At 53.1% G+C, this 22066-nt stretch carries 15 protein-coding genes and 1 riboswitch; of the genes, 12 read left to right on the top strand and 3 right to left on the bottom strand.

The window, feature by feature from the left end:
* Positions 1 to 85: 85 nt before the first annotated feature.
* A complete protein-coding gene (locus NST08_RS27550; protein ID WP_341342523.1) occupies positions 86 to 616 on the bottom strand; it encodes a hypothetical protein in 531 nt (176 codons plus the stop codon).
* Positions 617 to 917: 301 nt separating this feature from the next.
* Here NST08_RS27550 and NST08_RS27545 point away from each other — a divergent pair, with 301 nt between their 5' ends.
* From NST08_RS27545 to NST08_RS27525, 5 genes are all read left to right on the top strand, one after another.
* The gene (locus tag NST08_RS27545; RefSeq protein ID WP_341342660.1) at positions 918 to 1397 is read left to right on the top strand and encodes a glutathione peroxidase; all 480 of its coding nucleotides are present in this window, start codon (positions 918 to 920) and stop codon (positions 1395 to 1397) included.
* A gap of 474 nt (positions 1398 to 1871) precedes the next feature.
* Complete coding sequence (locus NST08_RS27540) at positions 1872 to 3233, top strand: FAD-dependent oxidoreductase (RefSeq protein ID WP_144877944.1); 1362 nt, start codon at positions 1872 to 1874, stop codon at positions 3231 to 3233.
* A 139-nt stretch (positions 3234 to 3372) separates the two neighbouring features.
* Complete coding sequence (locus NST08_RS27535) at positions 3373 to 3975, top strand: DUF4352 domain-containing protein (RefSeq protein WP_341342522.1); 603 nt, start codon at positions 3373 to 3375, stop codon at positions 3973 to 3975.
* 269 nt (positions 3976 to 4244) lie between these two features.
* Positions 4245 to 4841: a TetR/AcrR family transcriptional regulator gene (locus NST08_RS27530; RefSeq protein WP_144877945.1), complete on the top strand. Its 597-nt coding sequence runs from the start codon at positions 4245 to 4247 to the stop codon at positions 4839 to 4841.
* 112 nt (positions 4842 to 4953) lie between these two features.
* Positions 4954 to 6207: an MFS transporter gene (locus tag NST08_RS27525; RefSeq protein ID WP_210094020.1), complete on the top strand. Its 1254-nt coding sequence runs from the start codon at positions 4954 to 4956 to the stop codon at positions 6205 to 6207.
* Positions 6208 to 6355: 148 nt separating this feature from the next.
* On the opposite strand, the gene NST08_RS27520 is transcribed toward NST08_RS27525, so the two are convergent.
* Together NST08_RS27520 and NST08_RS27515 are read right to left on the bottom strand one after the other, a co-directional pair.
* Positions 6356 to 7771, bottom strand: a complete 1416-nt coding sequence (locus NST08_RS27520) for an amino acid permease (protein ID WP_144877947.1) — start codon at positions 7769 to 7771, stop codon at positions 6356 to 6358.
* A 295-nt stretch (positions 7772 to 8066) separates the two neighbouring features.
* Entirely contained in the window at positions 8067 to 9893 is a 1827-nt protein-coding gene (locus tag NST08_RS27515) for an APC family permease (RefSeq protein ID WP_210094019.1), read from the bottom strand.
* Between the two features lie 176 nt (positions 9894 to 10069).
* Positions 10070 to 10252, bottom strand: a riboswitch (cyclic di-AMP (ydaO/yuaA leader).
* 574 nt (positions 10253 to 10826) lie between these two features.
* On the opposite strand from NST08_RS27515, the gene NST08_RS27510 reads away from it, so the two are divergent.
* The 7 genes from NST08_RS27510 to NST08_RS27480 all read left to right on the top strand — a co-directional run bounded on the left by NST08_RS27510 (position 10827) and on the right by NST08_RS27480 (position 22008).
* The gene (locus NST08_RS27510; RefSeq protein WP_341342521.1) at positions 10827 to 12890 is read left to right on the top strand and encodes a molybdopterin-containing oxidoreductase family protein; all 2064 of its coding nucleotides are present in this window, start codon (positions 10827 to 10829) and stop codon (positions 12888 to 12890) included.
* A gap of 411 nt (positions 12891 to 13301) precedes the next feature.
* Positions 13302 to 14279 carry an ABC transporter permease gene (locus NST08_RS27505; RefSeq protein ID WP_341342520.1) on the top strand — a complete coding sequence of 326 codons (978 nt, stop codon included), beginning with the start codon at positions 13302 to 13304 and terminating at the stop codon, positions 14277 to 14279.
* Between the two features lie 25 nt (positions 14280 to 14304).
* Positions 14305 to 15204: a carbohydrate ABC transporter permease gene (locus NST08_RS27500; protein ID WP_007128826.1), complete on the top strand. Its 900-nt coding sequence runs from the start codon at positions 14305 to 14307 to the stop codon at positions 15202 to 15204.
* A gap of 67 nt (positions 15205 to 15271) precedes the next feature.
* Positions 15272 to 16951, top strand: coding sequence for an extracellular solute-binding protein (locus NST08_RS27495; protein ID WP_341342519.1), 1680 nt, complete (start codon positions 15272 to 15274; stop codon positions 16949 to 16951).
* Between the two features lie 296 nt (positions 16952 to 17247).
* On the top strand, positions 17248 to 18828 hold the full coding sequence (locus tag NST08_RS27490; protein WP_341342518.1) for a response regulator transcription factor: 1581 nt from the start codon (positions 17248 to 17250) through the stop codon (positions 18826 to 18828).
* Positions 18825 to 20555: a cache domain-containing sensor histidine kinase gene (locus tag NST08_RS27485; RefSeq protein WP_341342517.1), complete on the top strand. Its 1731-nt coding sequence runs from the start codon at positions 18825 to 18827 to the stop codon at positions 20553 to 20555. The genes NST08_RS27490 and NST08_RS27485 overlap by 4 nt, the downstream gene beginning before the upstream one ends.
* Positions 20556 to 20733: 178 nt before the next feature.
* Positions 20734 to 22008: an MFS transporter gene (locus NST08_RS27480; RefSeq protein ID WP_007128822.1), complete on the top strand. Its 1275-nt coding sequence runs from the start codon at positions 20734 to 20736 to the stop codon at positions 22006 to 22008.
* Positions 22009 to 22066: the final 58 nt, after the last annotated feature.

Here is a 22066-nt window from a genome sequence, read left to right as displayed (position 1 = left end):
TTGCATGTGTGGTGTTTGACATGATCGCACGTGTCGAGAATACCTGTCGTCGCTGCGCCCCATATGAGATCACAGAAGCGCAGCCCTAGGGCTGCGCTTCGTATTGGATGTAGTAGGTATCCATCGGCTGACTTGTATATGTCGTGTCGAGCTCCTTCTTCTCCCCGGGTGCGAGCGTCACGTGCTCGTAAGTTTTAGCAAATACGTCTTCTTTGTCCTTATCGTAAACGGAAACTTTTATATTGCCGGTGAATGTTTCGCTGCTGTGGTAATTGCCGGCATAGACGAGAATATCGGCACCATCATCATTTTTGTAAGCTCCGACATAAACCATGATATGATCCTGGACGCTCATCAAACTGGATTTCTCCTTCTGTTCCGCGAAACTCTGGTCCAGCTCGGCCAGCATCGTTTCTTGCTTATACAAGGAGTCTTGGGTGATCAGACCCACGGGAATCGTCACGATAAAATAAAATACCAAAGCCGTGAGGCCGGTACTGCGCAGTATGGTTTTCCGGTCGTAACGGCCAATCATAAGTCCTACCCATGCAATTAGGACAAAGAGGAGGACAATGAGATGCCAAGGGGATAAAAACATTTCTGGGTACAATTTCATGCTTCTTCCTCGCTTACATGTGAAATGGCAGCTCCATGCTGCAGCAGGGTACGCCCATCCAATCCCATTCCCGGGAAGGGATAGGACGAAACTGAAGACCTGCACGGACGGCAAAACAGGCTGTGAATGTTCCTCGCCTGCCCATATAAAATTATCATAATACAAATGTTTTCATTTGGGTATCAGTCCGAGGTATGGAAATTTGGTTCACCCCATGATTTCAGGTATGATGAGGAATAGATGGTGCACGCCGGATCAGCGTAATCCAAACAGGGTCGCACTATAGAGGAGGGAATGAATGATGTCAATCTATGATTATCAAGCCGTCGATACACAAGGCAAAGCCATTTCGCTTGAGGATTATAAGGGCAATGTGCTGCTTATTGCGAACACGGCCAGCCAATGCGGGCTGACTCCGCAGTACGGGGAGCTTCAGGAGTTATATGAGCAGTACAAGTCCAGAGGTCTGGAGGTGCTAGGCTTTCCTTGCAACCAGTTCGGAGGACAGGAGCCGGGTTCAAGCGAGGAAGCGGAATCGTTCTGCCAATTGAATTACGGCGTAACGTTCAAGATTTTCGGGAAGATTGATGTAAACGGGGAAGAAGCCCATCCGCTCTTTCAATATTTGAAGTCTCAGCAGCCAGGTCCTGAAGGAAACGGAGAGATTGCCTGGAACTTCACCAAGTTTCTTGTAGATCGGGAGGGTCAAGTCGTGCAGCGGTTTGAGCCGCGGGAGAGCCCTGAATCGATGAGAAGCGCAATTGAATCGCTGCTGGATTAAAGATTTCGAGAGTTTTGCGAATGCGAAGAGCAGGGCTGTAAGTGCCGGGATCTAGCTGGACGATCCGGTCACTGCAGTCCTGTTTTTTGCTGTGCAGCCCCTTTCAAAACATCTGGCTTCGGTGTCAAACGTACCTGGCGGAAACGACCGAATTAGTATGCTCTGAAGCCAGCTCGTTCATTCCCTTTTATCCAGTCTCAAAATCGGAATAACAGTCTGCCGTTTGCGCAATCATAAGAATCAATGGAATGAGTCACAACAAGATTGTGAATTTGTGAACAAAGTGTGGCTATTTCAAAAGCCTATTGAAATGTGAATAAAATCACATTATAATGAAACCATAGTCCAAGTGAATTAATTCACAAACGAGCTTGGGCATCGGATCAAAATGGCATCAACGGTTACCAAGCATGATTCCATGCCAAACAGATCATCTTAAACAAATACAAGCTTTACTTTGGAGGAGGAAAAACCATGAAAGTTGCCGTTATTGGTTGTACCCATGCAGGAACGTCTGCCATTGTAAATACCGCCAAGCTGTATCCAGATGCACAGATTACCGTTTATGAACGCAATGACAATATTTCCTTTTTATCGTGCGGCATTGCACTGTATGTCGGAGGCGTCGTGAAGGATCCGGATGGATTATTCTATTCCTCGCCGGAAAAGCTCGAAGAGCTGGGCGTCGACACCAAGATGCGCCACGAGATCGTATCGGTTGATACCGACCGCAAAACCCTTAAGGTGCGCAATCTGGTCACGTCCGAAACCTTTGACGATACGTACGACAAGCTGATCATTACGACCGGCTCTTGGCCGATCGTTCCGAAACTTGAGGGCATTGACCTGGACAATATCCTGCTCTCGAAGAATTACCGCCATTCCAATACGATTATCGAAAAAGCGCGTCATGCGAAGCATATCACCGTCGTAGGTGCCGGGTATATCGGCGTCGAGCTGGTCGAGGCCTTTCAGCAAAACGGCAAGCAGGTTACGCTGATCGACAGCGCTGACCGCATTCTGAACAAATATTTGGACCGTGAATTCAGTGATCAGATCGAGAATTCTTTCCGGGAAAAAGGAATTGAGCTGGCACTCGGTCAGACGGTAACCTCCTTCCAGGGAGAGGAGGGCAAAGTAAACAAGGTGATTACCGACAAGGGAGAAATCCAAACGGATCTGGTCATCCTCTGCATCGGCTTCCGTCCGAACACAGGGCTGTTTAAAGGACAGGTCGACATGCTCGACAACGGAGCCATCGTTGTGAACTCGTACATGCAGACCAATAAGCCAGATGTCTATGCAGCGGGCGATTGCTGCTCGGTGCTCTATAACCCGACAGGCAAGATGATGTACATTCCGCTGGCGACGAACGCCGTGCGGATGGGGACGCTGGTTGCCCGCAATTTGGTGAAGCACACCACCCCTTATATGGGGACGCAAGGCACCTCGGGCCTCAAAATTTATGAGCATAACATCGCGTCCACTGGGCTGACGGAAGGAGCCGCTAAGGATGAAGGACTTCAGGTCGAAGCCGTAACGATCACCGATCATTACCGTCCGGAATTTATGCCGACGTCTGAATCGGTAACATTGAAGGTCGTATATGAGACGGAAACCCGCCGCGTAATCGGTGCCCAAGTGATTTCCAAGGCAGACTTGACCCAGTCGATCAACACGCTGTCGGTATGCATCCAGAACCGGATGACGATTGACCAGCTGGCCTTTATCGATTTCTTCTTCCAGCCGCATTACAACAAGCCGTGGAACTTCCTGAATACGGCGGGATTGCAGGCGCTGCCTGAAATCCAAACCGAGACACCTGTGCACGTATAACTCATCCCTTCGAAGCCCCCCTTTCCAGGGGGCTTTTTCGTGTTTATGCAGGATTTTGCGAATGCATGGCGAAACTATTTAAGTTCAGGATTAAGGAAAGATTCTAATCAAGCCATGACTGCGATAGGAGGTAATATGAATGAGGATGAATCCGATGATGATAAAAATTTCGGCTGCAATACTGACGATGCTGCTTATTGGAGCCTGCTCGAATGATCAGGCTGCTCCGCCGGCGGAACAGCCCCCTGCCGTAAGCGGAGGCGGCGATTCAGGCAATGCCTCAGGGTCCGCTGAAGACCCTTCAGCCAAGCCCCAAGAGGATCAGACCGCTACGCCGGACGGTGGCAAGAAGCTGAGTGCCGGCGAGACAGGCGTTGTCGGCGATAGGATCGACTATTACGGAATCGTGATTACGCTGAACGGATTGCGGGAATCGGAAGGGGACGATTATAAAAAGCCCCAGGATGGCAATATGTTCAAGGTTGTCGATCTAACCGTTAAAAATAACGGAACCGAGCCGGTGGTCATTTCGTCCGCCTTATCGTTTGCGCTGACAGATGACCAGGAGGTGCACTATACGCCGGCGATCTCCTCGGATGTGCAGACCCTCGATGGAACCATAGCACCCGGGGAGGAGCTGAAGGGTGAAATTTCCTATGAGGTAGCTAAAGATGCCAAAGGTCTGCAGCTGAGCTTCGGGGATCCGATGAAGATGGACAGAGCTGTCTGGAATTTGGAATAAGACGAATCATAGCTAAGAATGTAGGCAGCACGATGACAGGAGGGTTTTCGATAAAACGAAAGCCCTCCTGTTCTAGTTATTCAGGCCTTTCCTTTACATTGCGGGAGGGTTGGGGTATGATGGATGAAATTAAACCGCATAGTCGGTTTTTTTCTGAAATCAACGAATTGGTTTGAACAATGGCGATAAATCGGGCTCTGGTTCCACCCAAGAAGGGCTGCAGGACCTTGTCCGTAACGGCAATTCATTGTAGCAAGGAGTGCTTTTCGATGGCAACAGAGAAAGCTCAACGGAAGCGGGACCTTATTCTGGAGAAAGCGAAGATGCTCTTCATCCAGCGCGGATATGCGGCAACGTCCATGGACGAATTGGTCAAGTTTACCGGTGCCAGCAAGGGCAGCATCTATTACCATTTTGACAGCAAGGAGGATCTCTTTATCCAGCTACTTGCCAAACAGAATCAGGAATGGATGGAAGCATGGCACGAGAAGAAGGCGAAGTACGGAAGCTTTGAAGAGAAGCTGTATGGGATCGCTGATCATATGGTCGATGATTTTCAAAACCCGCTCACGAAGGTTGCAGAGGAATTTTACATCAACCAGCCGAATGACAATACGCTGCTGAATAAATTGCTGGCGATCCTGCAGGGGCCGCGGGCCCTGTACCTGGAAATCCTGGAGGAGGGTGCCGATCAAGGAATCATTTCTCCGGAGGATATCGAGGAAGTATCCGTTATATTCGGATCCCTTCTCGACGGCTTGTCGACCACGTTCTATGAACGGTCACAAGAGGAATTGCGCATGCTGTACCGGAAGGGCGTCAGCATTTTTCTGCAAGGGGTGATGACTGGGCGAGCCGAGGACTGACCGGATGACCAAGCTTCTTTTGATAAAGCATAGGAACATGCGAAGGCATGCTCCGTGCTTTTATGAATATAAATAAACCGACTAGTCGGTTTCAACTAAGGGGGCATGAACAATGAAGCATCTGTTTCGCAACAAAGCATTTGTACTGCTCACGATTTCGGATGTCCTGCAGAACATCGGCATCTGGATCCGCAACATGGCGCTGCTCTACTTCATTATGGAGAAAAGCCATCATAACCCGGTAGCCATATCGCTTCTGACCGTTATTGAATATGCGCCGATCTTTCTGGTTTCGATTATCGGCGGCGTACTAGCCGACCGCTGGCGGCCGAAGCGCACGATGATTTGGGGGGACATCCTGAGTTTCTTATCCGTGCTGCTCATCCTGTTCGTCGTATTTGCAGGATATTGGCAGGCGGCCTTCGCCGTGACGCTGATCTCGGCCGTTGTCTCCCAATTCTCCCAGCCGTCCTCGTTCAAGATCATCAAGCGCTGCTTGCCGGATGAGCATGTCTCGTCGGCGACGGCATTGTCCCAGACGCTCATGTCGCTGTTCATTATTCTAGGGCCGATGATCGGGACGACGATCTATCAAGCCTTCGGCCTCGAAGCGTCACTGATTGGTCTGCTTGTCATATTTGCCGGCTCTGCCGCCGTATTGGCATTCCTCCCCTCGCATGTGGATGAAGCAGCGGATAGGGCCGAATCTGCAAGCTCTTTTACAGAAGAACTGAAGGAGGGCTTCCGCTACATCGGCCGTACCGGATGGCTGAAGGTGCTGTTGGTGGTTTATGTTCTTCTGGCGCTCGGGGCGGGACTTGTCCAGCCGCTCGATATCTTTGTCATCACCGAGCGGTTGATGCTGGATATGACCAGCGTGCAGTGGTTTACCGCGCTTGAGGGTGCAGGGATGCTGATCGGGGGGATTATTGCTGCCGTCATCGCCGGGAGGGTGAAAGGCTCGTATCTTCTGTTTGCTGGCCTTGCCTTCCTGGGGGTGTCCACATGCATCGAAGTACTGTCGAAGTGGCCGCTCCTGACCGGTGCCATGCGTTTTGTTACGGGCGTGCTGATGGCGCTGGCGCAAACCGTCTTGATGGCGCTGATGATGCGGCAGGTTGATGAACAATATATCGGGCGTCTCAATGGCGTCATGACGCCGGTCTTTACCGGCATGCTGCTGATCGGCTCCGGACTGACGGGATGGTATATGGCGGCATCGTCGATCGTTGCGGTATATTTCACGGCAGGAGCCATATTCCTGGTATCCTCGTTCGTCAGCATAAAGCTTCCCGCCGCCAAGGTGCCGGTTGAAGGCATGCCTGCCGGGCCGACGGCTGCCCCTAAAGGCGTGATGGAATCCTAGAGCGCTCAGCTCAACAACTTACTTATAAGAAAAGAGAAGGGACTGTCCCAGGTCAATGGACCTTACGGGAGAGTCCCTTCTTCTCTTCGTTAATGATGAGGTCAAGGCTGGTTTAATCTATGGTAGCGCGCAAGACGTTCACTCGAAGTCAGGATTCGTCTGGTGCTGCGTCTTGGCGCAGCGAGCTGTGCCTGTAACCATACACGGCGTAGATAATGATGCCGAGCCCGATCCAGACGATGAACCCGATCCAGGTGATCCGCTGCAGCGTCGTGAGCAGGTACAAGCAGCTGAGCGTGGCGATTAAAGGCAGCCATGGAACCAGCGGCACGCGAAAGGTCCGCTTCAGGTTAGGGTGCGTCTTGCGCAGGACAATGATGCCTAGCGAAACGGTAATAAAGGCGAACAGCGTGCCGATGCTGGCCAGGTCCGCCAGGTTTCCAAGCGGAACGAAGCCCGACAGCGCCGCGATGCAGATGCCGGATACCCAAGTGCTGAATACGGGCGACTTCGTCTTCGGATTGACCGAGCTCATCCGTTTCGGGAGCAAGCCGTCCCGACCGAGTGCGTACAGCAGCCGGGATTGACCGAACAATACCCCCATGAGGACGGTGGTCAGGCCGGCGAGGGCTCCGAGCGAGATGAAGTAGGACATCCAGTCCTGCTCAATATACAGCAGCGCGAAGGCGACAGGGTCTTTCACGTTCAAGAGATGATACGGTACAAGGCCGGTTAATACCGCCGTAACGGCAATGTATAGGATGGCAACGATAAGCAGAGAGCCTAATATGGCGACTGGCAGGCTTTTCTGAGGCTGCTTCACTTCCTCCGCAGCTGTGGCGATGACGTCGAAGCCGATATATGCGAGGAAGGCGATGGCCGCCCCCGTCATGACCCCTTCGATGCCGAACGGAAGGAACGGCGTCCAGTTGTCCGGCTTCACGTAGAAAACTCCGACACCGATGAACAGAACGATGACGGCTATCTTCAGATATACCATGATGGTGTTGAGCCGGGTCGATTCCTTCGCACCCCGGGATACGATCCATGTAATCAACAGCGCGATGACGATCGCCGGCACATCCACGTATGTGCCCTTCGCAGGATTGAAGGCACTTGTAATGGCAACAGGAAGATGAATATTGAACCCGGACAGAATGCTCTGCACATACCCCGACCAGCTGCTGGATACGAGGGCGCTTGCAAAGCCGTATTCCAGGAGCAAATCCCAGCCCATCAGCCAAGCGAGGCCTTCCCCAAAGGCGGAGTAGCTGTACGTATACGCGCTGCCGGCTACCGGCACGGTGGAGGCGAATTCGGCATAGCATAGTGCGCAGAAGGCGCATACCAGCCCTGCCAGGAGGAATGACAAGATCAGTCCCGGACCGGCATGGGTGGCGGCCGTCACGCCGGTTAATACGAAAATTCCCGTTCCCACGATAGAACCGACGCCAAGGACGATCAAGTCCATGACGCCGAGCTGTTTCTTCAATGCGGAACGCACTTCTCCGCCTGTCAAAGGCGGAATCGGCTTCTTGCGAAGCAGATTGTGTTTCAAGCTCATAAATGGAGTCTCCTAGATGTTTATTTAGATAGATTTCCCCGATGCATGACCCATCCATTCCGACATTATAAAGAAAAATAAGACGCTTTGAAAGCCTAAGGCTGCCTGTCCCCAGAAAAAAGCCTATGTCGAAGGTGTTGGCGGCCATGCGCGTACGCTTTCCTTCGGTAAATTACCAGTCTCTTCCCAATCCATCTCAGAAGAATCAGCATCAGCCGCTTGGGAGCGGATGTGGGAAGCGAACCGGATGCAAAGGCAGAAAAAAGCCCGTCCCCGCCATGGGTCCGGGCTGCAGCTATTTCTTCAAATGATAAGGAACCGTTGTAAGAATAACATCCCGCCGGTAAAGCAGATGAGCGCGAATGAGCAAGCTCGACTGATTGTGCAGGAAGTTGTGCCACCCCTTCTTTGGAATGAACTGTGGAATGACGACCGTCACCTGGTAGTCGGACTCGCTGGCCTTGCGCTGTACCGTGTCGATGAATTTAGTGAGCGGCGAGATGATGCTTCGGTATGGCGAATGCAGCGTCACCAGCCGGACGTCCGGCTGCCACTTCTTCCATTTTTCCTCGAAAGCAATCTGGTCTTCCCGTTCAAAATTCACGTAAACGGCGATGATTTGGTCAGCGGACAGCGATTTGGCATAATTGAGCGAGTTCTCCACCACATGCGTAATGCCGGCTACCGGCACGATAATAATGTTGCCTTCGATCGGCTTTGCCGGCTCGCAGGTCGTAATCCGCAGCTGATCGGCGACCGCTTCATAGTGACTCCGAATCCGGGTGAAAATCCAGATGATAAGCGGCAGAAACAGAAGCACCGACCACACCTGGGCAAATTTCGTGAAGAAAAAGATCAACGTTACCGCAAAGCTGATAACAGCCCCCGTCGTGTTAATGACCAGCTTGGGGATCCAGCCTTGAGGCTTCTCGCGAATCCACTTCACCATCATTCCCGTCTGCGACAAAGTAAACGGAATGAATACGCCGACGGCGTACAACGGGATCAGATGCTCGGTTTTGCCCTCGAAGGCCACGATCAGCACGATGGACAGAAGGCCAAGGATGATGATGCCGTTGGAATACCCCAAGCGGTCCCCCCGGACCGTGAACATTCGCGGGATGAACTTATCCTTTGCCAGGTTGACGGCCAGCAGAGGAAATGCCGAATACCCCGTGTTGGCGGCCAGGATCAGGATTAACGCAGTAGTCCCCTGAATGAAATAATACAGCGCGTTCCGGCCGAAGGTATGCTCGGCGATTTGGGAGACAACCGTCACCTCTTCGCTGGGGCTGACCCCGTAATAATAGGCCAGGAATACGATCCCTGAAAATAACAGGGCGAGCAGGGAGCCCATCGCGGCCAGGGTTTTGGCGGCGTTGTTCGGCGCGGGCTCCTTGAAGTTCGGGATGGCGTTGGATATGGCTTCGACCCCGGTCAGCGCGGAGCTGCCTGAAGCGAACGCCCGCAGGAGCAGAAACAGGCTCAGTCCGGCGACGGGCGTGCCGATCTTGGTGTGCAGGTCCGGCGAAGCGTGGCCGGTTGCAATATCGTAGAGACCGACGCCGATCAGAATAAACAAGGCCAGCACGAACAGGTAGACCGGATAGGCCAGGATCGAGGCGGATTCCGTCACGCCCCGCAAGTTCAGCACAGTAAGAAACAGGACGAACAGCACGGCGATCCCGACGTTATAGGGACGAAGCTCGGGAAAAGCCGACGTAATCGCATCCGTCCCGGCCGATACGCTGACCGCAACGGTTAGGATATAGTCGACGAGCAAGGAGCCTCCGGCAACGAGGCCTGGATACATGCCCAGATTCCGTTTCGACACGACATAGGCTCCACCGCCCTGCGGATAAGAGAAGATGATCTGTCTGTACGATAGGATCAGCGCCAGCAATAAGACGAGAACGCCGATGGCGATCGGGATGGAATACCAATAGGCAGCCGCGCCGACAGTCATCAGCACCAGCAGGATTTGCTCGGGGCCGTAGGCGACGGATGACAGGGCATCGGATGACAAAATCGCCAGGGCCTTGGTTTTATTCAATTTTTGATCGCCTAATTCATTGGATTTGAGCGGTCTTCCGATGAGGAAGCGCTTGATGGAAGATAGCATCGTGTTTCACCACCGATTCGATTTGGATTTTGGGTCGTTCTCCCCAAAAAAGCATAAAGCTATGTGGCTTGGGTGAATGGTCAAGGGCCGGGCATGGGATGCATCTCCATTTCGATTTTTCGATTTTTGGCATAGAAAAAACACAGGTTAGAGCCTGTGTTTTTTGCACAAGTTCACAACCCTCCCATTAACGCCTACGAGGTTAGCTGTCGGATTCGGGCGCGAGAGTCGCCCTACCTGATGCCGCGCGGGACCGGCCGCGGTTATTCAGGATTCACCCCATAGTATGGCTGCCGCATCGGCAGGCATACGCTTCGGTTCCCCCATTTTCCTCTCTGGAAATTCGGCGAATCAACTGTGAGATTATATTGGATTTGAAATCTGAATAGTATATTACGCCTGCGGCATTCGATTGTAAAACGGCCTTTTGCCGCTATTTTCGGCAGTAAGGAACCGAATGATCCATAAGTAAGCGATTACATAGGATACGGACTTTCGCGGGATCATTATTTTGCAGATTTACGCAATAAATCGCTGAATGCGAAGATTTGGAAACTGAAAGCGCGGTAGGGAAAGCAGAAAACGCGGTGAGGGGAAAAGGTAGGCGTGCAGATAAAAGAGGATGCTCCTATCGAAGAAGCAAGCCGAAGAGAGCATTCGCGGCCGCTTCTTGAGCCGGCCGTAATGTAAATTCGCCATGCCGTATCTCGGGGGAGGAGATACATGCATGGCGAATTTTTGGGAGTGGTCCATGATATGGCGAGGAGGAGAAAGGGTCTGGGTTTCTCATCCTTGCTCTTGATAGAAATATACCCGGGAGTTCGAGGGGTGAATCACATCTTTAGAAAAAAATGTATGACTTTACGATAAGGCTGATTTTTTTTAAGATAAGGGGATACGAAAGAGGCTGGAGGACAAGGGGGAGAGGACAAATTGATTCATCAGAAACACGGCGTATTTCCGGCGGTTTGCCCGCTGGATTGTCCGGATACTTGCAGCCTGCTGCTGCATAAAGAGAACGGGAAAATCGTAAAGGTTACAGGCAACCCCGACCATCCGATCACGCAAGGCGCGATCTGCAATAAAGTCCGCAATATGGCTCACCGGGTATACCATCCGGAGCGTGTCCTGTATCCGCTGCGCCGGACCGGCCCGAAAGGGGCCGGCTCATTTGAGCGGATCAGCTGGGACGAGGCGATCCGGGAAATCGCGGACCGGTACAAGGCGCTGATTGCATCGGATGGTCCGGAAAGCATCCTGCCTTACAGCTTCTACGGGAACATGGGCATCTTGAGCGTAGACGGCATGGACCGCCGCTTCTTCAACAGGCTGGGCGCCAGCAAGCTGAAGCAGTCCATTTGCAATTCGGCCGGAAACGAAGGCTGGAAATCGGTCATGGGCTTCAACGGGGGGACGGTCCCTGAAGACACGGTGAACGCCGATGTGATCATCGTCTGGGGCGGCAATATCGTCAGCACGAACATGCATCAGGTGGTGCTCGCCGAAAAAGCCCGCAAGCGGGGTGCGAAGGTCGTCGTCATCGATGTTCATAAAAATCAGACCGGCCAATGGGCGGATTGGTTCATTCCGCTGTATCCCGGTACGGATGCCGCGCTTGCCGTCGGGATCATGCACGTCCTGTTCCGGGACGGGCTGGTGGATGAGGCGTTCATGGAACGTTATACGATCGGCCATGAGGAGCTGAGGGAGCATGTGAAGACGTACACGCCGGAATACGTGTCTTCCGTAACGGGCATTCCGGCCGACGATGTGGCGAAGCTGGCCGAGCTGTACGGCCGTGCCGGCGTGTCTTACATTCACATCGGCAACGGTCTGCAGCATCATGATAACGGCGGCATGACGGTGCGGAGCATTGCGGCCCTGCCGGCGCTGACCGGGCAGTGGCTCAAGCGGGGCGGCGGGGCCGCCAAATCAAACGGGGGTTACAACAGCATGAACAGCGAGGCTTTGGAACGGCCGGATCTGCGGCCGAACCCGGGTGCGCGCACGATTAATATGAACCGGATCGGGGAAGCGCTGGCCATGACCGAGAAGCCGATCCGCTCGGTATTCGTCTATTGCAGCAACCCGCTGGTGGTTGCTCCGGATACGGAGCGCGTGAAAGAGGGTTTTGCACGGGAGGATCTGTTCACGGTCGTTCACGATTTATTCATGACGGACACGGCCAAGTATGCGGATATCGTATTGCCGGCCACCTCCTCCTTTGAAAGCACGGACCTGTACGCCTCGTACTGGCACCAATACGTTCAGCTTCAGGAGCCGGTTATTCCGGCGCAGGGGGAAAGCAAGAGCAATGTTGAGCTGTTCTCCCTGCTCGGCCGGGCAATGGGATTTGAGGAAGAAGCCTTCCGGGAATCGGAAGAAGAGATGATTGCCCGTGCGCTTGATAATCCCGATAATCCGTATTTAAACGGAGTGACCCTGGACAGGCTGAAGGCAGAGCGCCATGTCAAGCTGGACATGACGCCTCTCGAGAGCTTCCTGGACCGGCTTCCGACCCCTTCGGGACGGATCGAGCTGTATTCGGCCAGACTGGCGGAAGCCAAGCTTCCGCCGCTGCCGACCTATGTGCCGCTGAAGGAAGGCTATGACGGGGTGCGGCGCGGACGGGGGAACCGGTATCCGCTGATGTTCATTTCCCCGCCGAACCACAATTTCTTGAACTCGACCTTTGCCAATGTCGAGAAGCATCAGAAGATGGAGAAGGAGCCGACGCTCCAGATCCATCCCGAGGATGCGGAGCAGCGCGGGATTGCCGACGGCGATCCGGTCGTTGTGTTCAACGATCGCGGAACCTACGAGGCTCGCGCCAAAGTGGTGGATAAGATGCTGCCGGGCACCGTGGTCAGCCAAGGCCTCTGGTGGGAAGGCGAGGGCCGGAAGCAGCGGGCCAATGCCCTTACGCCGGACAGGCTGGCAGACATGGGTGAGGGGGCAACCTTCTTCTCGACCGTTGTCGAGATCAAGCGCACATAAGCCGAAGGGGAGGCCTCTCCCCGATATCGGAATATGCGCGAATGCCGTAAGCGGTACGGAGCTAAATGAATGCGCGGGGTGCAGTGCTTCAAATGCGATGGGCAATGCCCTGAAACGATCCATTTAACCGATACAAAAAAAGTAATTGATAAGATCAAGATGCCGTCTATCATTAGGCGGCATCTTTTTTTATGCCGTGGGCAGGCAGACTTTATACTTTTTCAAGCTGTGTCCGTACCGATCATCCGTCAGAAGTATAAAAAATCGCGGGTTTGTTATATAGTTTCACCCCATCGCCAAGGTTAGAATGTCCTTAAGTCCGAAAGACCGCAGCCCTTAGGCTGGCGTTAACGTGTGTCACAAGGATGTTCGCATGCGCCTTGACTATATTTTTCAAGCGGGAGGAACAACATGTCCCAATCTGCACCGAAACAGCGGCCGGCAACGGTTACCCCGGGGCCCCGAATCCACAGCTCCAGCATCTTGCTCCGCTTCATGAAACAATGGGATGTCCAGCTTATGGTCATTCCCGGAGTCATCCTCGTCTTCATATTCTCGTATTTGCCGATGTACGGGGTGATTACCGGATTTATGGATTACAACCTGTTTACGGGCTCGAGAATTTGGGAGAATCCATGGGTCGGTTTCAAGCATTTCGAAGCCTTCTTCAACGCGCCGGAGTTTGAGCGGCTGATCCGCAATACCCTCGTCATCAGTTTGCTAAAGTTCTTTATCGGCTTCCCGGCACCGATTTTGCTGGCGCTTATGCTGAACGAAGTCCGCCATATGTTCTTTAAACGGACGGTCCAGACGCTTACCTATTTGCCTCATTTTCTATCTTGGGTCATCGTGGCCGGTCTGACGATGTCGATGCTGTCCACAGAGAATGGAAGCGTCAACATGCTTCTGAAAAGCGTAGGTTTGATCAACGAGCCGGTTAACTTCCTCGGCATGAAGGAATATTTCTGGTCGATTCTAATCTCGGCGAATGTGTGGAAGGAAATCGGGTTCAACTCCATTGTGTTTATGGCTGCCATCGCAGGGATCGACCCGGCACTGTATGAAGCAGCCGATATCGACGGCGCAAGCAAATTCAAGCAGATTTTCAACATTACGCTGCCTTCCATCATGCCGGTTGTCATTATTTTCATGATTCTTGCCATTGGCAACCTGGTCAATGCGGGATTTGAGGATATCCTGCTTCTCGCAACGAATCCGGTGCTGAGGCCGGTGTCCGATGTTATCGATACGTACGTCTACCGCGTGGGGCTAGGCACACACCGCTATTCCTATGCTGTCGCCATCGGGCTATTCAAAGCCATCGTCAGCGTCACGCTCTTGACGATTGCCAACTACATGGCCCGCCGATCCGGCAACAGTCTGTGGTAAGATTCGCAAGCTTAGGAGGTACAGCATGTTAAAAAGAATCAGCTTCGGAGACAAGGTCATGCTTGCCGTCATATACGTTCTGCTTGGTTTATTGGCCTTCTCAGCGCTCTATCCATTCTGGAACGCGGTGGCGATCTCCTTCAACGTCGGCGTGGATACCTCCAAAGGAGGCATCACGTTCTGGCCGCGTCAATTCACGCTGGAGAATTACCAGGTGATCCTGCAGGATGATCGTCTGATCAACGGGTTTATGATCTCGATCGCCCGGACGGTCGTCGGAACCGCCACCTCGATTCTGATGACGGCTATCGTGGCATACGGAATGACCCGCTCTTATTTGTATGGTAGGAGCTTCTACATGACCTTCTTTATATTCACCCTGTACTTTAGCGGAGGCTTGATCCCGACATACCTCCTGATCCGGTCCCTCGGCCTGATGGATACGTTCCTGGTGTTTATCATTCCTTCTATGGTTAGCGTCTGGAATATGATCATCTTCCGCACGTTCTTTAAAGGGCTGCCGGTCGGCCTGGAAGAGTCTGCGCATATTGACGGGTGCAGCAATTGGGGGACCTTTTTCAGGATCGTTCTTCCGCTCTCGGGACCGGTCATCGCGACCTTGGCGCTGCTCACGGCGGTCGGTCACTGGAACGACTGGTTCCTGCCAAGCATCTATATCACCAACGAGGATTTGCTGCCGATCCAGACGATATTGCGGGAGACCCTGAACGCTAATATCAAAACAGCGCAAAGCTCCGCTATTGACAGCAGCGCGCTTGCGTTGATCGAAAGCTCCAAGAACACCAGCTCGAAATCGCTGACGATGGCGATGATGATCGTGGTCACCGCTCCGATTATCCTCGTGTACCCTTTCGTACAGAAGTATTTTGTCAAGGGCGTGCTCGTAGGCTCGCTGAAAGAGTAATCCTGGCATCGGTTTAAGGCGAACAGCTTTGAACATATATAATTCGAGAATGAGAGGGGTTAAGAGAATGAGCAAGATGAAAAAGCCGCTCCTGGTCATGGCATCGGCGCTGCTGGTGCTCGTTACCGTCATGACGGGATGCACCAAGTCCAACGAAGGCTCGCCGCCGCCAACAAACAATCCACCGAAGACCAATGAACAGCCGAATGAACCGCCTAAAGAAAATACAGAAGATAAGTGGGTGCTGGGAGAGAAGCCGCTCCAGTTCAGCGCATACGCCCATTACCAGGATACCGACTTCCCTAAATGGGAAAGCACGCCGATCGGTAAATATCTCAGCGAGGAGAAGCAGGTCAAGATTGATATGATCAAAGCTGCCGGAGCCCATACGCAAAAGCTGAGCGCCATGATGGCCTCCGATGATCTGCCTGACATGATCTGGACGGACCGGGACCACCCGGATATGGACCGGCTGGAGAAGGCCGGCAAGCTAGTTCCTTATGATGATTATCTGGATAAGTACACGAATCTGAAGACCTGGATGGGAGATGATTTGAACCTGCTCCGTTCGGCAGACGGCAAGCTGTACCGCTTTCCGAACTGGTACTCCTCCCGTCCTTTCGGAAATGCGGGATATGCCGTGAACAAGAAAATCTATGAGGAGCTTGGTTCACCCAAACTGGAAACAACCGACGATCTCTACAACTACCTGGTCAAGGTAAAAGAAAAGTACGGAGACCAAGTGGTTCCGTTCGAGCCGCATCGGGCCCAGGAAAGACAAGGCTTGGGCGTGCTGTACACTGCGTTTGGAGAAGGAGCAAGCTACACGAACCTGAACGCGAATCTGCTGGCGGTTCCGAAAGACGGCAAGCTGACATCGCTGCTAACCGATCCGGTATTCCGCGAAGCCCAGAAATATATTTCCAAGCTGTACCGGGAAAAGCTGATCTCCCAGGATGCGTTCAACCAGACGGAGGATCAGGTTAAGGAGAAGGTCATGACCGGAAGAGTAGCCGTCTATGCTTCGGCGAACCCTACGCTCTTCGCCAGCGAGGCGCACAAGGAATTAACCAAGACGGATCCGAATGCCGGCTACTTCATGATTTGGCCGATCCGGAAGGAAGGCTTGGATAAGAACAAAATTTACCCGGGAACGTATACCAGCTTCGGCTGGAATGCCGCTTATATCACGACGGCTGCCGAAGACCCTGAAGCCATTTTTGCATTCCTTGATTGGTATACCGGACCTGAAGGCATGAATGTCCAGTTCTTCGGTCCGGAAGGGAAGAACTGGAAAGGATTTGATGAAGAAGGCAAGCCGAACTTCACGGAGAACTATGATCCGAAAGAAGTGGCGGAGATTCAAACCAAGAATGATAAAGTGATGTTCGTGGGCAATACCAGCTATATCGACCCTGCCAAATGGAAGTACATGGAGAGCCTTCCGGTTGAGGAGCAGGACTGGGTCGCACGTTATCAGCAGACCATCACCTGGCCGACTCAATTGAATGTGACCGAGTTTACCGGACTGAATCCGCCAACCGATTCCGAGGAAGGCATTATCCGGACTTCGGTGGATGAATTGTTCCTTGAGATCTATGCCAAGTCGTCCATGGCTGCAAGCGACGAGGAAGTCGACAAAATCCTCGACCAGGGCAATAAAGACTTGATGGATCTGGGTTATGACAGGCTCCTGGAATGGCGTACGGTCAAATGGCAAGAAAACCTCGCCAAAATGCAGAAATAATCTAGTTTCTCTTGCTGGACATATTATCCATTCTTATCCCAACGTCCCAAAGAATCCGCGGGTGGATTCTTTGGGATATCTCCGTTTTGATGGAGGATGCTTCAAAAGACAGGGCTTTGTGGTTAGACGTAACTGCCGGTTTCGGCAAGAGAGCGTCACACATCACGGAATTTACAGGCAGAGAGAGATGAGGGAAGAGGGAAGAGCGAGGAGCAGGCGCAGGCAGGAAAGCACAGCGGCTTTCGAAGAAGCGCCGCGGCCTCCTTTTGTGATCGATTTCGAACAGGGGGGATGGCATGTATAAGGTTCTATTGGTCGATGATGAGGAGCTTGATTTGGAGGGAATGAGGAGGTTTATCCCTTGGTCCGACCTGAATATGGTGGTGAGGGGGAGCGTGAACAACGCCTTGTCGGCATGCGACATCATTGAGAAGGAAGACATCGACATCTTTGTCAGTGACGTAAATATGCCTTATATGTCGGGGCTTGAGCTGGCCCGAATCGCGCTTGAACGCAAGCCGAGCATCCGGATCATATTCGTCAGCGGCTATCAGGAGTTCAGTTATGTTCAGCAGGCGTTATCCCTCAAGGCATACAGCTATGTTCTGAAGCCAATGAACGATAGCGAGCTTGTATCCTCTTTATTGAAAGCAAAGCGGGATTTGGATGAAGAGATCAAGCAGCGCGAAGTGGAAACGGCCTATCAGGAAATGATCCCGATTGTCAAAAGCGACATTCTGATAAGGCTGCTGGAACGGGAGGACAGTGATGACAGCGAAGCACTGGCCAAACAGATGGTATCGTACGGGCTTGACCGGATGCATTGGCCGGTGCGGGTAGCGGTCATCGAGCTGGACAATTTGCCGTGGGAGCAGGCGGGAGGGATGTCCTCGCAGCGGGAGACGACCCGCAAGTTTTTGCAGCATGTGCAGGACAGCGTATTGGCCCTCGGGATCGTCACTTGGTGCAAGCTGTCCTCCCAGCGGATCGCGCTGCTGTTGGAGGAAGCCGAGTCCGACGCTATGGTACGGGACTTGGTTGACCGGATCCGGCGGCAATTGCCTGCAACCGTCACCGCTGGAATCGGCGGAACCGCTAAAGGGCCGGATGATCTTCAAGCATCGCACAGGCAGGCCGTGGAGGCGGTGGAGGGCAAAATGTTTTTGGGCAAGGGCACTGTGATCAAGTACGAGGATGTACGGGCCGAGCCGGCCATGCTGGATGCCCGGATGCTGGATGAACGGATGAAGAGCCTGCTTGCTGCTATGGAGGATTACGAGCTGGTCCGGATTTGCGATGAGCTCGATAAATGGTTTGATTCGGTCAAGAGACTGCGTTCCCGATTTACCGTACACAATATGTCCAGCTATATTATCTGGAAGCTTGATCAATATCTAAGCAGCAAAGATGAGGATTTGTTCGAATTGCTCGGCATGGAGATGCAGCACTTGGATATTCTGATGCAGTTTGAGACGGTGAACGATATCCGGGGCTGGCTGGTCCGGCGCATGTTCGAAATATCGGAGAAGCTGTATGAGAAGGCAAACAGCAAGGACAGCAAGTTCATCCGGAGCGTGATCAGCTTTATCAAGGAGCATATGAGCGAAAATATCACCATTCGGGATATCGCCCAGCATTTTTCCTTTTCACCGAGCCATATCGGGTATTTAATCAAGGAAAAATCGGGCCATACGTTCAATGAGCTGCTGGTGCAGCTTCGGATGGAGAAGGCCTGCGAGCTGTTAAAGCAGCCCGGCATGAAAATCTATGAAGTGGCCGATCAGGTGGGGTACCGGTATCTTCCTTATTTCAGCAGGCAGTTTAAGGAAAAATTCGGCATCACACCGCTGGAATACCGAAAGAGAGAAAGCGAATGATCCGCCGATTCCTTCAACCCGGACAACGCAAAGGCAGCGGGACGGGATACATACCGATCGGTTACAAGCTGATGCTGTCGTATCTGGCGTTTATTATCCTTTTGGTTTCCGCGAACTTTTATATATCCCAGACCATGTACGACGAGAGCATGCGGAGGCAGACCCGGAAGAATATTCAGGGGACGCTGGCACAGATCCGGGATAATGTGGCTTACAAGGTCGATGATATCGTTCAAACCTCCGCGACTTTATACAATGACTCGAGCCTGATCCAAAGCGTGAAGCGGATGGACGAGCGGATGGACAATTATAACCGGATGAATAAGGTCATCATCCCGAAATTGGAAAGCGCCTCCAAAGCAATCGGACTGAATCTAAGGCTGTCCGTATACTTCCATAATAAGAGCTTGGACGAAATATACCGGCTGTGGGGAGGACGCGAAGATTACAGTGAACAAACCTACAATGTCTATCATATGGATCGCATTTATAATAAGCGCTGGTATGAAGAGCTTCCTGAAGAGAGCTACAACAAAACCATGCTGTGGCGGCAGGTCGAGGAGGATCAAACGGACGGCAGAATTTCGCTGATCCGGCGGATCGTGGATATGGGGAACCTGCTCGAGATCAAGGAAGTGGGAATCATGCGGTTCAGCGTCCGCCTGTCCGAGTTGTTCGAAAGCGTAGATTACAAGAAGCTGGGAGAAGGCAGCACGCTGACGGTGGTCGATGCCTCCGGGAACGTCCTTTATTCCTCCGGGAGACCGGGCGGGGGCGTTCAAGCCCATGGTCTTAAAACCGGTATGGACCCGCTACCGGCGGCAGACGCCAAGAACAATGCTTTGGTCTTGGAGGAACAGCTTCCCCAGCAGTCCTGGAGGCTCGTTGCGGAGGTCCCGCTTCACATTATCGAGCAGGAGGCCAAGCGCGTACGCACCGTCTTTATTCTTATCTGTTTGGTGTGCGTCATTCTATTCGTCCTGACGGGATTTCTCATGTCCCGGTATCTGTCCATTCGAATTACGAAGATCGTATCCGTGCTGAACGCCTTTCGGGAAGGAAACCTGAACAAGCGGATCAAATACCGGGGACGGGGAGAATTTCCGCAGATCGCCGATGCGCTCAACGCCATGGGGGAAGATATCGAAGCGCTTATCAATAAGGTGTATCTTACCCAGCTTCAGAAGAAGGAGGCGGAGCTGGAGATGCTGCAGGCGCAGATCAATCCGCATTTCTTGTATAACACGCTGTCGTCCATCAATCAGCTGGCCAAGTTCGGCGAGACGGAGAAGCTTCAGCAGATGGTGGTCCAGCTGGCGCAGTTTTACCGGCTGACGCTGAATTCCGGCCGAACGATGATCCCGATCGCCGCGGAGATCGAACAGGCTTCGGCTTATCTGGATATCCAGAAGGTGAAATACGGTAGGCGCATGGAGGTTGCCTTCGACATCGATCCGGACATCTGGCCCTACGAGACCGTCAAGCTGATTTTGCAGCCATTCATCGAAAATACGCTGAAGCATGCTTGGAGCGGAGACCGGATTCATATCCGGGTGCTGGTGAAGAAGGAGGGGGACACGATCCTCTACCGGGTCATCGACGATGGTCTGGGCATGAAGCCGGAACGCATCTGCGGATCCGGGGGATCACAGCCATGTCGGTTTCGCTGCTCGATTAAAGCGTCACTAAATGTGCTTGCGAAATTACATCGCTTTCGGCGATACTAGAGATTGGGCAAGCACAAAGTTACAGGTTATGTAAGCTGCAGCAGAAGCGGGAGTGGCATCCTGCCCATTGCCCTGCGAGTGATACCTATTCAAGCCCGCCAAGGGCTTTTTTATTTGGATAATGATCATGGCATTAACTGCTGAATACTGCTTGCGAGGCTGCTGGGAGATTGAGACGATGAAATGGTTGGAGCAGTACCCTAAGGAAGTAAAAGGTTTTCTTGTGGCAAGTCTCGTGGCCTCGGCCGGCGGCTCGCTCATGTGGCCGCTCACCACGATGTACGTGTTCGACGAATTGGGACGGAGCATGCAGGATGCAGGCTTCGTCATCCTGATTCAATCGCTTGGAGGAATCGCCGGTCAGCTGGTGGGCGGGGGCTTGTATCACAGGGTCGGCGTGAAACGGCTTATCGTGGGCTCTCTCCTCTTGAATGCGCTGGGTTTGTTCACCCTGCCGTTCATTAACGGCTTATGGGGCTTGTTCGTGGCGATGATGGGCTTCATCGGCTTTTGCAATGCCGTATCGATGCCGGCGATCCAGGCGTTTATCGGATTCCGGTTTGCCGATCGGCGCGGGGAGCTCTTTAATGTGATCTATGTAGCGAATAATATCGGCGTTGCCCTGGGCACCGCCATGAGCGGATTTCTGGCGGAAATTTCGTATCACTTGAGCTTTGTGCTGAACGGCGTGACCTCGCTCGGCTTCGCAATCTTCTTCTTGTCCTATCTGACCAAGCTGGATGGCGGCGCCGTGCAGCAGGAAGACCGGCACCCGAAGCTGAGGGCGCCCCTCGCAGCAGGGCCAGGGACATGGGCACTTCTCGGGCACACGCGCATTTACCTCTATATGGGGCTTGGCTCGCTGTTTCTCTGGTTCGGCAACTCCATCTGGAACACGGGCGTGTCGCCCTTCATCATTTCGGAAGGGATGTCCAAGACTGCTTACGGCTATCTGTGGACGCTTAACGGCATTCTGATCTTTGCGGCACAGCCCGTAACCAAGCTGATCAAGCGCTGGTTCGCCCGGACGGAGAGCAGCCAGATGGCCGTCAGCGCCTTATTCTATTTGTCCGCCTACCTTGTCATCGTCGCCATGCACAGCTATCCGGGCATGGTGCTGGCGATGGTGCTGGCGACCCTTGGCGAAATGCTGATCTCGCCGGCGATTCCGGCGTTCATATCGGAGCGGGCCGGCCGGGCGGCTCCGTTCTACATCGGCGTAGCCGGAGGAATGGGGGCAGCCGGGCGGGTGCTTGGCCCGTACGCGATGGGCACGATGTATGACGGCGGCGGATTGACGCCGGTGGCTTGGCTGGCCGCAGCCACGGCGGTGCTGTCATTCGCCTCGTTTGTTGTCCATGCCCGGATCAGCCGCAGCGTCATCCTGGGTGATGACGGCCGTTTACAGGTGGACGGGCAGCGAGGCGTTTCGAAGGAAACCCTGCCGCTATAGGGGATTGCTTCAAGCAAGCCGAATGCTAATAAGGTTGGATAGAGAGAAGGCCGGGTGA

The sequence above is a fragment of the Paenibacillus sp. FSL K6-1566 genome (assembly GCF_038050475.1).
In the GTDB taxonomy this organism is placed as follows: Bacteria; Bacillota; Bacilli; order Paenibacillales; family Paenibacillaceae; genus Paenibacillus_AQ; species Paenibacillus_AQ lactis.
The sequence above is the reverse complement of the archived record's forward strand: the minus strand, read 5'-3'. Positions and strand labels throughout refer to the sequence as shown.

What these genes read in the sequence shown, in the direction of transcription:
- NST08_RS27550 (WP_341342523.1), bottom strand. Translation starts at nt 616, where the DNA reads ATGAAATTGTACCCAGAAATGTTTTTATCCCCTTGGCATCTCATTGTC.
- NST08_RS27545 (WP_341342660.1), top strand. Translation starts at nt 918, where the DNA reads ATGTCAATCTATGATTATCAAGCCGTCGATACACAAGGCAAAGCCATT.
- NST08_RS27540 (WP_144877944.1), top strand. Translation starts at nt 1,872, where the DNA reads ATGAAAGTTGCCGTTATTGGTTGTACCCATGCAGGAACGTCTGCCATT.
- NST08_RS27535 (WP_341342522.1), top strand. Translation starts at nt 3,373, where the DNA reads ATGAGGATGAATCCGATGATGATAAAAATTTCGGCTGCAATACTGACG.
- NST08_RS27530 (WP_144877945.1), top strand. Translation starts at nt 4,245, where the DNA reads ATGGCAACAGAGAAAGCTCAACGGAAGCGGGACCTTATTCTGGAGAAA.
- NST08_RS27525 (WP_210094020.1), top strand. Translation starts at nt 4,954, where the DNA reads ATGAAGCATCTGTTTCGCAACAAAGCATTTGTACTGCTCACGATTTCG.
- NST08_RS27520 (WP_144877947.1), bottom strand. Translation starts at nt 7,771, where the DNA reads ATGAGCTTGAAACACAATCTGCTTCGCAAGAAGCCGATTCCGCCTTTG.
- NST08_RS27515 (WP_210094019.1), bottom strand. Translation starts at nt 9,893, where the DNA reads ATGCTATCTTCCATCAAGCGCTTCCTCATCGGAAGACCGCTCAAATCC.
- NST08_RS27505 (WP_341342520.1), top strand. Translation starts at nt 13,302, where the DNA reads ATGTCCCAATCTGCACCGAAACAGCGGCCGGCAACGGTTACCCCGGGG.
- NST08_RS27500 (WP_007128826.1), top strand. Translation starts at nt 14,305, where the DNA reads ATGTTAAAAAGAATCAGCTTCGGAGACAAGGTCATGCTTGCCGTCATA.
- NST08_RS27495 (WP_341342519.1), top strand. Translation starts at nt 15,272, where the DNA reads ATGAGCAAGATGAAAAAGCCGCTCCTGGTCATGGCATCGGCGCTGCTG.
- NST08_RS27490 (WP_341342518.1), top strand. Translation starts at nt 17,248, where the DNA reads ATGTATAAGGTTCTATTGGTCGATGATGAGGAGCTTGATTTGGAGGGA.
- NST08_RS27485 (WP_341342517.1), top strand. Translation starts at nt 18,825, where the DNA reads ATGATCCGCCGATTCCTTCAACCCGGACAACGCAAAGGCAGCGGGACG.
- NST08_RS27480 (WP_007128822.1), top strand. Translation starts at nt 20,734, where the DNA reads ATGAAATGGTTGGAGCAGTACCCTAAGGAAGTAAAAGGTTTTCTTGTG.